Origin of the sequence: Cognatundibacterium crateris (assembly GCF_010078235.1) — a bacterium.
Classification (GTDB): Bacteria; Pseudomonadota; Gammaproteobacteria; order Burkholderiales; family Burkholderiaceae_D; genus Undibacterium; species Undibacterium crateris.
This window is the reverse complement of sequence record NZ_JAABOS010000001.1, coordinates 562,705-573,476: the sequence shown is the minus strand read 5'-3', so window position 1 is coordinate 573,476 and position 10,772 is coordinate 562,705. Positions and strand designations below refer to the sequence as shown.

Here is a 10,772-nt window from a genome sequence, read left to right as displayed (position 1 = left end):
ATAGAGTCTGTTGAAATTTAATTAGGCAGTTATGCGTGGTATGACCTGGCAACACATCCGTAATCTCATTCAATTCGCATTACGCAGGTTGCAGGAAGGGCGACTTCCGCAAGTCGCGGGCAGTCTCACATTCACCACGGTACTGGCGCTGGTACCTATCCTGACGGTGGCACTCGCGATTTTCACCGCTTTCCCCTTGTTTAATACCTTCCGTACTTCGCTGGAAGCGTATTTTGTGCAAAACCTGATGCCTAAGGGGATAGCCAACACCATACTTGGTTATCTGACCCAGTTTGCGACCAAGGCCACGCGCCTGTCTGCGGTGGGCGGCGTGGCGCTGATGCTGACTGCGTTCGCGACGATGGCGATGATAGACCGCGCATTTAATCAGATCTGGCAAGTCAAGCGCTCGCGACCATTGGTGCAAAGGGTATTGGTGTATTGGGCGATAGTCACGCTGGGGCCTTTGCTGATCGGTATATCGATTTCTGCCACCTCGTATTTGTTCACCGCCACCAGCGGAGTGGTGAATGCAGTGCCACTGATCGGTGCCATTTTTTATACCCTGGTGTCGATTTTGTTTACGACCGGCGCTTATACTTTGCTCTATACCACTGTGCCTAACCGCCCGGTGGCGTGGCAGGATGCAGCCTGGGGTGGCTTGGTGGCAGCGCTTGCATTTGAAGTCGCTAAACGCGGCTTTGCCCAGTTTGTCACGCATTTTCCAACTTATACCATTGTGTATGGCGCTTTGGCAGCGATACCGATTTTTCTGGTCTGGATTTATTTATCCTGGCTGATTACGCTGGTCGGGGCAGTGATCACTGCGGCTTTGCCCGTGGTGCGCTTTGAGCGCTGGTGGCATGTGCCTACCCCGGGCAGCCGTTTCGATGATGCAGTACGCATACTCGGCGTCCTGGTTCGCGCCAGACAAGAAGGGCGTTTAGCCAGCGTCAGCATTGCCCAGATTCGCACCTTTACCTGGTTTGGGCTCGATGAAATCGAGGATTTACTACAGAGCATGGCTGAGCTTAACTGGGTGGCTAAAGTCATGCCTGAGCAAGTTGCTGAACCGGCTAAGCGGCGCTGGCGATCTGAACGGAATCAGCAAGAGTACTGGGTACTGACCATGAACCCGGCTGAATTGCGTATTGCCGATGTGTATCGCGTATTTGTGTATGCACCGCTGCAGGGTAGCCGCTTGTCTGCCCTGGTCGAGAGCCAGATAGAAGCAGGCTTGCAAACGAGCTTGCAGCAGTATTTCCTGAATAACGAAGACAGCAGCGAAAACGGCAATGAAATTCAGCATAATTAGTTTTTCCGAACTGGATGCCGGCTTAATTTCAAGCTGGCATCGTCTGCAGCAGACAGCAACCGTCTATGACAGTCCTTATTTTCATCCGCGTTTTTCTCAGCTGGTGGCGCAGCAGCGTGCCGATGCGCGCTTGCTGGTGATGGAAGAGGCAGGGCAGGTCACAGGCCTGTTTCCCTACCATCAGCTCGCAGGTCTAGCGCTAAATTTTATCGGCGAAGGCCTCAGTGATTATCAGGGGGTGTTACATGCGCCAGATATGATTTTCCCTATGTCCGACCTGCTCAGAGCCATGGGGAAGTCCTACCTGGCGTTCAATCACGTACCCGCCGTGATGCAGGAGTTTGCCAGCCATGCCTGGACCGGCAGCCGTTCGCTATGCCTGAATTTGGAGGGCGGCTACGCGGCTTATGGTGCTAAGTTGGCAGCAACTCGTGAAGCCGGTCTGTTAAAAAAAGTAGAAACCAATGCCCGCAAATTAGGGCGGCGTGTGGGTGATGTGCGCTTTGAATTCAGTTCTGTGGACGCAGCGGATTTTCAGGCGCTGCTGGATGGGAAGTCGCAACAATTCGTGCGCACCCTGGGGCCGCAGGCGGACGTATTTGCCGTCGCCTGGATACGGCAATTGATGGAAGGGATACAAGCCCAGCACGGCAGTGACTTTGCGGGTGTGCTGTCTGTACTGTATGCGGGTGACAAACTGGTGGCCGCGCATTTTGGTATGCGTAGCGCCAACACGCTGCATTACTGGTTCCCTTGGTATGACACGCATTTTGGCGAGTATTCACCTGGCTTAATACTGCTCGCCCGTTGTGCAGAATACGGTGCTGCGGAGGGCATTACACTGATCGATCTGGGGCGCGGTGAGCAAGCCTATAAGCAGCGCTTTGCAACCGGCTTTACTGAATTGTGTGAAGGTGCTGTTTCGCGCCCGGCCTTGCTGGCAAAAGTACATGGCGGCTTGTGGCGTGGTAAGCGCTATCTGCGTGATTCCGCTTTGGGCGTGAAGCTGAAAGCCTGGCGCAAATCCTGAACCCGGCAGACATTTTGCAGGGTTCAGTGTAGTGAAATTCAGTGTAGTGCAAATTAATAAGCGTTTTTGTCGCCGAACAGCACTTTAACGGTACGCCAGATAATCACAAAATCCAGCCAGATCGACCAGTGCTGCAGGTAGTAGAGATCATAGTCGACCCTGGCCTGCATTTTTTCCAGCGTATCTGTCTCACCGCGCAAGCCATTGACCTGTGCCCATCCGGTAATACCGGGTTTGACCTTGTGCCGGAACATATAGCCAGTCACCAGCTTGCGATATAACTCATTGTGTGCGACCGCGTGTGGGCGTGGACCGACCAGACTCATATCACCTTTGAGAACATTGAACAGCTGCGGCAATTCATCGATTGAAGTTTTACGTATAAAACTGCCGAAGCGGGTGACACGCGGATCGCCTACGGTTGCCTGAATGACTGGAGCATCTTTACTCGTCATACGCATAGAACGGAACTTGTAAACACTGATCGCTTTACCGGCGATGCCATAGCGCTTTTGTTTAAACAAGACAGGGCCAGGCGAACTCAGTTTGACGCAGAGTGCCACGCACAGCAGAACCGGTGACAACAAAATCAGTCCAATCAAAGCGCCGAAGAAGTCAACCAGACGTTTAGGTAAAGCAGTGACGCCGATAAATGGAGTTTCCACGGATGCGAGTACCGGCTTGCCAGCCAGTTCGCGTAACTGTATGCCCGGCATGCCAAAGATCAGGGATTCCGGCACAAAATAGGTGGTGGCCGTGCTGTCAAACAGTATTTCTATAACTTCAGCCAGTTCCGGTGGCTCCTTGGTATTCATGCCGATAAAGACCACATCGACCTTGACCTTGCCGGTTTCAGGATCGACTATCCATTCAATCGCATCTTCGAGATCGCCCAGCCTTTCTATGTCGCTAGGAGGACGGGATTCGCTGCGATTGTCAAAGAAGCCCACGATGTCCACTGCGGCCAGCGGTGAATGCTTGAGTGAGTCGACCAGATCGGCGCAAGCTGAATTTGACCAGATCAATACTGCTTTGCGTCGCCGGGATGGATTGGAATAATACAAAGCTGCGGTAGTGCGTATCAATAGAGCGGTCGCCATCAGAACAAATGGCGTAATGCATAACCACAGTAACATCACCTTGCGTGATAGCTGTTCTGAGGATTTTTCTACATAAGCCGTCAGTAGCACCACCATAAATACGATAAACCAGCGCCAGGTCAGCTTGGGGAATAAGGTATACGCGCGTCTGTCCTGCAGTGAGTTGAGCAGGCTATGGCTGGAGAACACGATAATGCTGCTGAGTGCGGCGATCAGTATACGTACCCCAAATACTTCTACTTCGGCAGTTTCGACATTGAAAATAATACAGAACAGCGTGATACAAATCACGCTGCTGAACGCAATGCCGGTCAGGACAGACAGTAAATGAGCATTCTGAGCGTGATGGGCAGAGGATGAGTGGCTGAACATAGTGTCCGTTATTATTTTGCTTTGAATTTGAACAATAAATTCTTGATTTGAGCCAGCTGCCACTGATGCAAATGGCGGCGGAATTCAGGATTTTCGTAACGCGGAGCACCTCGCAACGCTGCGCCGAGATAACCTGCAATGATCAGGATGCCACCAATCACAAAGGGTTTCTCACGCATTCTGAATACGCCGGATGCCAGCGCATATAAAGGGTGGTAGCCCATGAACCAGATGCCACGTCCCCAGCGCAGACGGCCACGATAGACATTTTTATCGGACGAGCCCATCAGACGGTGATGCATCAATACGGCATCTTCATCATAAAAGCTCTTGGTATTCCAGCCCTTCATACGGGCAGTGTGGACGTCGATACCATCCCATAATACTTCTTCGACAAAGCCACCGATTTCTTCAAAAGCGGTACGTCGGTACAATTTAAACTGTCCAGCGACATGTTCGTCGATAATGATTTCTTCTACGCGTTTTTGCTGTTCGGTGCGAAAAACTTTTCCTGATACGGCCGCCAGCTTGGGATCACGTTCGAACTCAGCAAACATTTTTTCCAGGTAGCGCGGGCCAAAAGACATATCACCATCGAGCTTGGCGATGTATTGATAGTCCTGATGCAGAATTTGGGTGATACCGAATTTAAACGCGGCGACTACACCGCCGCCCACCTTACGGAAGCCTCGGTCAGGTCTTTGCACCAGGCGGATAAACGGATATTTTTGTGCGTATTCATTAACAATTTCAGCGGTATTGTCTTTGGAGCCGTCGTCAACGATGATCCATTCTACCGGCCTCACAGTTTGCGCCACCATTGAATCCAGGGTCAGTCGTATCAGATCTGCTTCGTCGCGGACAGGAGCGATGATGACCAAAGGAACAGTTTTTATATTTTGCATAGCAAATGATGGGGTGGAAGATGAGTTGGGCAGAACTGCCGCATGATGTTTGCGTCATTCCTTTTGTGCAATGGTAGCTCAGCTCAGCGCTGAGGACAATTAATGAAAGTGAACAATTGTTATCAGGGAAATTATTTCAAGGAAACCGCCTTGGAATATTGCTTTGATAATAATTGTGCGTGTGAGAATAAGTGCCTAGTGGCAATTAGTCCGCGAAGATTCATGCCATCATCAGTTTGCCAGGATTTTCTTGCCAATTATTTCCGATGATTGAAACCGACTGCATTTTGCGCAAGTTGCTTGCGCGGGAAACTGCAGGAACTGAGCCGGTTGTTTCAGTAAATATTAAATTCCATAGACAGCTACTTAGTTCACGATAAATAACTGGTCTATCGCAAAAGAGACCACTTCATTCGATGAATTGGATTGAATATTGATACGTTTGATAGCACCAAGATTGCCAAACTTGGAAGCCGGGATGCTGAAGTAAGTCCACTTGGCTGCGGGTAAATTCAGCGTCACATTTGGATTGCAAAAATTTTCAGTTGGGCACGGAATGAGCACGATCGGCAAGGCCCTGGCTGAATAAGCCCAGAACTGAATGGCTGCGTTCGGACTATTGAATGCAATCGGTGTTGCACTGCTTAGTCCGACAGCACCATAGGCACTGGTCGTACTGATGTTCATTGCATTGCTCCCCGACCATACTGTGGCGGTACTGGAGAAGTCGACGTTTGCATTCCATCCCCAGTCTCCCAGCCAGCCACTGGCTAAATTATCCGTATACACTGCGACGGCCGTGGGTAAATTTGCGGGAATCTTGTTATAAGCGGTTTGCAGGGTCACAAACTGATGCAGACCAGCGCTGGTGAAATCATTGCTCAAATTCGATTGTGAAGAGGCGCCTGAGCCGAACACCACAGCAACAGTATTAATGGCTGTTAATTGTGCTGGATTGTTGAGGAAATAATCCATGCGGTTGTCACGCCAGGGAGAGGAAGTTGGAGTGGCCGATCCGGTACCGTTGGCGCTGGCTGGTGTCCCCATGGGGGTCTGCCACCAAATGAGCGGCAGTGAGTAGACGGGGGGGGTATAGACACCTGCTGCATCGTAGCTACCGGTAGTGTAATGCGCAGCTTGTGAAAAGGCCCTCAAGAAATTCGAAGTATTCCAGTAAGTTTGACTCACATCACCTCTGCCGCCTGCATAGCGACAATTCGGAGCATTCGTCAGATAGCAGCCTGCATCACGATCAGATGTTTGCATCACCACAAAGTCAGCTTTGCCAGCCCCTAATTGCTGCATAAAGGCAGGTTCTTGCGCCAGCAGATCCGGAAACCCTGAAGGTGGTATGCCAAGATAGGCGCCGGGTGCATATTTACGTGCCATCGAAATCATGCAAGACACCATGCCAACGGCGGTATTGGGCTGGTCGTAACAATCGCTACTATTTGCAGACGCTACTGAAATTACTACCTTGCCCGGGGCAGTCTGGTAGCCTGTGATAGCTCCAGATTCATTGTAAATGCGCTGGATATACCCCCAAAAATCCGGCTCTACGTTGACTAAGGCTGGCTTACCGGTCGCCTGTATCTTTTGAAACAATGTACGTACATTATTCCAGTACTGAGTCATTAGGGCGGTATTGGTCTGCCATGTGGTGTTGCCATCTCCTTGCGAGGCCATCTGATACAAGGTGTACATGGGAACAGCCCCGACACTCTCGGCATCACTGGCGACTTTACTCGCATATGCGCCAGTCGGGCTATTCCATGCAACCCAGGAAGTTTGTGGATCTATGCCATTCAGATACTGGTCATAAATATCGATTTTAGTCACTCCATAGGATGGCATCATGGAGGCATCACTCGCACTATCCAACAGGAATTGGGTACCCAGGCCAAGCAACATCTGATTAGGCTTGCCCAAGGCAGTGGCAAGCAAACCCGCTTGTTTACCAGCAGGTGCCTGTTGTATCAGGCTGTGATAATCAGGTGCGGCTCCGGTAATCGGCGGCAATTGATCCAAGGTGCTGAATTGAACTTTAGCGCTCAGGTGTTGTGACGCATTCGTTTGAGCTCCTGCTGTTCCAGGTAAGCCAGTCGCAGTCTCCTTGTTTCCACCACAGCCAGGCAAGGCACAAAGTGACAGTAGTGCTGAGGGAAGTAGCTTTTTAATATTTACTGCAAATCGATTTTTCATCATTTTCCTAAGAAAAATGTCGCAACAAAAATAGGGGCAGGCATTCTGACTTCACCCGATTCAAGAGTTTTTTATTTGCTCGGGTTTTATTAGTTCTGTGCTTGGCTATCTGGTTTTGCTGGAATCGATGTCAAACTCTGCTCATCGCAGAAGAATAGTCCGGCAGAGTTAAACTAACATGGTGACCAATAGGGGTTGTATTTTTTTGCACTATTTTTCAATTGCAGAAATTATTGAATATGTGCACTTAAAAATACCAAAAAGTGGATCTCTGGTTTAAGCTGTTGTGAAAATAAACACAGCAGGCATGATGCTTTTCTATGCAAGCAATTTAAAATTGAGTTTGTCGCGGAGAGTCGGCTGCGAATAGTTACTTTCAGGAAAATTAATTTAACCGAGCCGCCTAGTGATTTTGTTTCTCTGACAAAAATATGCAATCATAAGTGCGGCAGCGCGATAAAATAAGTAAATTCCATCCCAATAATCGGTTTTCAATGATTTTTTCACCAATTGTAAATTTGAAGAATGACATGCTCCGCGTTTGTTATTGCGGAATATTGATCTCTTCATTTTTTTCGCTTGCTCAAGCCGAAGAGTCATCTCAACTGCCCGGATTGCGTTTAAAACTGGATTTCAATCTCTCCTATCAGCCAGTAGTTAATCCGCCGGCTAAGAAAGCAGCACCGATACTTGAAAACAGCGCCGATTCCGGAATGATGGAAACACGTGCTGATGTCGTGGGTGAGGGGGATCAGCTGATTATTACTGTGTTTGGACAGCCTGATTTGAGCGCAGATGTGGTGGTGGGTTCAATGGGAATTATCACCTTACCTTTGGTTGGTGCGATGGAAGTCAAAGGCAAATCGACCATGGACGTGGCAATTCAGTTTGCCAATAAATTAGAGCAAGGTCAGTATCTGATCAATCCTAAGGTGGCTGTGCGTATCGGCCAGCAGATAAGCCGTAATTTCTCGGTCTTTGGTGAAGTGGTGCGGCCGGGTCGTTTTCCTATGCAGGGACAATTGAATGTGCTGGATGCCCTGAGTCTGGCCGGCGGCCTGACGACACGTGCGGACAAATCAGTCAAATTATTGCGTAAAAATGCAGCTGCGGATCAGGAATCTGCAGAAGTCGATACCATGCAAATCGAGTTTGATAATAACAAAAACAATGAAAAACTGATGCAGAAAATTCTACCCAATGATGTGTTGGTCGTTGGTCAGCAAAAGACTTTCTATGTGTATGGAGAAGTACGCCGCCCCGGTAGCTATCCTATGGAAGAGGCCATGAATGTGATGCGGGTACTCGCAGTGGGTGGCGGTGTTTCTGAGCGTGGTTCGTCGTCGCGCATTGTGATTCATCGTAAAGACAAGCATGGTGAGCTGATAGAAATGCCTGCCAATATTAAAGATGTTGTGCTGCCAGGCGATGTGGTAGTGGTTAATGAACGTATTTTTTAAGGTAGTCGATGCGCTCTCCCTCAGCTGACCTGATTTTATCTTTTACCCAGATAGGCGCAATGCTCAATGCGCGCCGCAATCTGATTGCTGTCGTGACTGTGATTGCGGTGGTCGTGGCGGCGATTGCCAGCCTGGTCGTACCCAAGACCTATGTTGCGAATGCTGATGTATTCATCGACTACAAAATGAATGACCCGATTGCGGGGCGTCAGTTTCATCCGCTGCAGGATGAAAGCTATCTGCAAACTCAATATGATGTGATGAAAAGCGTCAAAGCCGCGGAACATGTGATTGCCGCCCTGGGGCTGCATGATACGGAAGAGGCACGTAAGCTGATTGCGCGCTACGGTGAACAGCGTGGTTTGCGGCATCTGGCAGAAACGATCGCCGATAAAATCGAAGTCGCGCCACATAAAAACAGCCGTGTCATCGAAATTCAATATTCTTCTCATGACCCGGCACATGCCAGGGATGTGGTGAATGCGGTCATTAAGGCATATATCGATCTGTCGCTGGAAATGGCAAATGCACCGGCCCGTGCCCGCCGTGATCAATACAATGTCCAGCTTGAAACCCTTAGCCGTCAGATGGATGAGATTCAGAAGAAACTCACGGCTTATCAGCAAGAGCATCAGATTGTCGATGTCGATGAGCGCGCTGATGTGGAATCGCGGCAGATGGGCGTGCTCAGTAACCGCCTGATTGAAACCCAGTTGCAGCGTGTCGAGGCGCAGGCCAAAAGGCAGGCCTTGGACAATATGCTCAGACAAGGCAACACCAATTCCGACTTACCTGAAATCGCAGGTATAGGCCATATCTCAGGCTTGAAGGCGGCCTTGGTGGCACTCGACACCCAGCTTGCCAATGCAAAAACGACGCTGGGACCACGTCATCCGAAATACATCGCGATTCAGGATGAGCGTCAGTCGCTGATAGAGAAATTAAAGCGTGAGTCAACGACGGCAGTCGATTCGGTCAATTCTGCTGAGGCGCGTTTGCGTCAGCAGGAAAAGGTGATGGAAACTGAATTGGCTGGCTATCAGAAAAAAACCTTTGAAAACAAGCGCCACCGCGATGTGATCAGTTCGTATCAACGTCAGCTCGATAGCGTGCAAAAAGTGTATAACGCCGCGATACAAAAATTTGATGAGTTACTTATGACCAGTAATGTCGCGATTTCCAATGCATCTGTAATGCGCTGGGCTGAATTGCCCGAAAAGCATGCCAAGCCCTTGCTGCGTAATAACCTCGTGTTTGGCCTGATTGCAGGATTGATGTTCGGCTTCAGCCTTGCATTCCTGCTGGAACTGATGCAGCGCAAAGTACGCTGTGTTGAAGATCTGGAGCGCGAGTTTGAAGTGCCGGTGTTGGCGCAAATCGGATTTTGCGAACGTGCTGAAGGTGAAGACAGGTCGCAGTTCGGCGCTGCTCAAAGGAGCAAGCATGTCTGAGACAATTATTATGCGGGCTGAGCGGCATCAGGTTGGCAGGTTGGGTGAACTGTTCCTGCAACAAGGTTTGCTGACAGAAGCGCAGATTGAGCAGATCGCACATGAGCAAAGACAGCACAAACTGCGTTTTGGTGATGCGGCATTGCGTCTCGGTTTGCTGACGCAGGCGCAGATTGATCAGGCCTTGGGCCAGCAGTTTGGTTTCAATTCTAAGAATCTGTTAAACGGTGTGGCTGATCCGTCTCTGCGTTTTTTTCACCAGCCATTTTCAAAAGAGGCGGAAGAAATCCGGCGTTTGCGCAGTGAGCTGCTGTTGAAATTTGATGCAGCAGACAAAATCCGGATTGCGGTCGTCAGCTCCGTGAGTGGCGAGGGGAAAAGCTATATGGCAGTCAGCCTTGCGATTGCCTTGTCACAGGTAGGGCGGCGTACACTGTTAATTGATGGTGATTTGCGTACTGGCAGCCTGCATCAGTTCTTTGCGCTGGGCTCGCCCGATGGCTTGTCATCAGTGCTGGCAGGGCGTCAACAGCTGGGCGAAGTATTGATTCCCTTATTACCAGGGTTACAGCTTTTACCATCGGGGCCACGACCACCAAATCCCCTGGAGTTATTGCAAGTCCCGCGTATCAAAGATTTGCTGGACAGCTGCTATGCAGACTTTGATGCATTTGTGGTTGATACCCATGCGTCAGGCAGCGCCTCCGATGCACAAATGCTCGCACATCAGGTCGGTGCGGCCTTGCTGGTGGCTAAGAAGGACCTGACCCGTATCAGCGATCTGCGTCAGGTTAAAAATGATATGCAGGCGGCGGGTGTCGATATTGCAGGAACGATTTACAACGAGTATCAGCCGGTACGAAAAGGCCGCTGGCACCAGGCTTTACTGAAATGGATGCCTGGGCGTAGTAAAAAAGTCTCTAAGCAGAAGAACTGA

At 49.9% G+C, this 10,772-nt stretch carries 8 protein-coding genes; 5 read left to right on the top strand and 3 right to left on the bottom strand.

The genetic code is table 11. From position 1 onward, the window contains the following. The first annotated feature begins 31 nt into the window (after positions 1–31). Positions 32–1,315 carry a YihY family inner membrane protein gene (locus EYB48_RS02485; RefSeq protein ID WP_162018687.1) on the top strand — a complete coding sequence of 428 codons (1,284 nt, stop codon included), beginning with the start codon at positions 32–34 and terminating at the stop codon, positions 1,313–1,315. After that, positions 1,296–2,345, top strand: a complete 1,050-nt coding sequence (locus EYB48_RS02480) for a GNAT family N-acetyltransferase (protein WP_162018686.1) — start codon at positions 1,296–1,298, stop codon at positions 2,343–2,345. Before EYB48_RS02485 ends, EYB48_RS02480 begins: the two co-directional genes overlap by 20 nt. 53 nt (positions 2,346–2,398) lie before the next feature. Here EYB48_RS02480 and EYB48_RS02475 read toward each other — a convergent pair whose 3' ends face one another. The 3 genes from EYB48_RS02475 to EYB48_RS02465 all read right to left on the bottom strand — a co-directional run bounded on the left by EYB48_RS02475 (position 2,399) and on the right by EYB48_RS02465 (position 6,750). Further along, a complete protein-coding gene (locus tag EYB48_RS02475) occupies positions 2,399–3,817 on the bottom strand; it encodes an undecaprenyl-phosphate glucose phosphotransferase (protein ID WP_162018685.1) in 1,419 nt (472 codons plus the stop codon). 11 nt (positions 3,818–3,828) lie between these two features. Next, on the bottom strand, positions 3,829–4,722 hold the full coding sequence (locus EYB48_RS02470; RefSeq protein WP_162018684.1) for a glycosyltransferase family 2 protein: 894 nt from the start codon (positions 4,720–4,722) through the stop codon (positions 3,829–3,831). Between the two features lie 366 nt (positions 4,723–5,088). Continuing rightward, entirely contained in the window at positions 5,089–6,750 is a 1,662-nt protein-coding gene (locus EYB48_RS02465; protein ID WP_162018683.1) for a hypothetical protein, read from the bottom strand. 731 nt (positions 6,751–7,481) lie between these two features. Here EYB48_RS02465 and EYB48_RS02460 point away from each other — a divergent pair. The 3 genes from EYB48_RS02460 to EYB48_RS02450 are packed head-to-tail and all read left to right on the top strand — an operon-like array spanning position 7,482 to position 10,772. After that, positions 7,482–8,384 (top strand): SLBB domain-containing protein, encoded by a 903-nt coding sequence (locus EYB48_RS02460; RefSeq protein WP_162018682.1) that lies wholly within the window; start codon positions 7,482–7,484, stop codon positions 8,382–8,384. Positions 8,385–8,392: 8 nt separating this feature from the next. Further along, entirely contained in the window at positions 8,393–9,835 is a 1,443-nt protein-coding gene (locus tag EYB48_RS02455) for a Wzz/FepE/Etk N-terminal domain-containing protein (RefSeq protein ID WP_162018681.1), read from the top strand. Continuing rightward, on the top strand, positions 9,828–10,772 hold the full coding sequence (locus tag EYB48_RS02450; protein ID WP_162018680.1) for a CpsD/CapB family tyrosine-protein kinase: 945 nt from the start codon (positions 9,828–9,830) through the stop codon (positions 10,770–10,772). The genes EYB48_RS02455 and EYB48_RS02450 overlap by 8 nt, the downstream gene beginning before the upstream one ends.

Excerpts from the sequence above, each read along its gene's own strand:
- EYB48_RS02480 (WP_162018686.1), top strand. The coding sequence starts at position 1,296 with ATGAAATTCAGCATAATTAGTTTTTCCGAACTGGATGCCGGCTTAATT.
- EYB48_RS02470 (WP_162018684.1), bottom strand. The coding sequence starts at position 4,722 with ATGCAAAATATAAAAACTGTTCCTTTGGTCATCATCGCTCCTGTCCGC.
- EYB48_RS02475 (WP_162018685.1), bottom strand. The coding sequence starts at position 3,817 with ATGTTCAGCCACTCATCCTCTGCCCATCACGCTCAGAATGCTCATTTA.
- EYB48_RS02455 (WP_162018681.1), top strand. The coding sequence starts at position 8,393 with ATGCGCTCTCCCTCAGCTGACCTGATTTTATCTTTTACCCAGATAGGC.
- EYB48_RS02485 (WP_162018687.1), top strand. The coding sequence starts at position 32 with ATGCGTGGTATGACCTGGCAACACATCCGTAATCTCATTCAATTCGCA.
- EYB48_RS02450 (WP_162018680.1), top strand. The coding sequence starts at position 9,828 with ATGTCTGAGACAATTATTATGCGGGCTGAGCGGCATCAGGTTGGCAGG.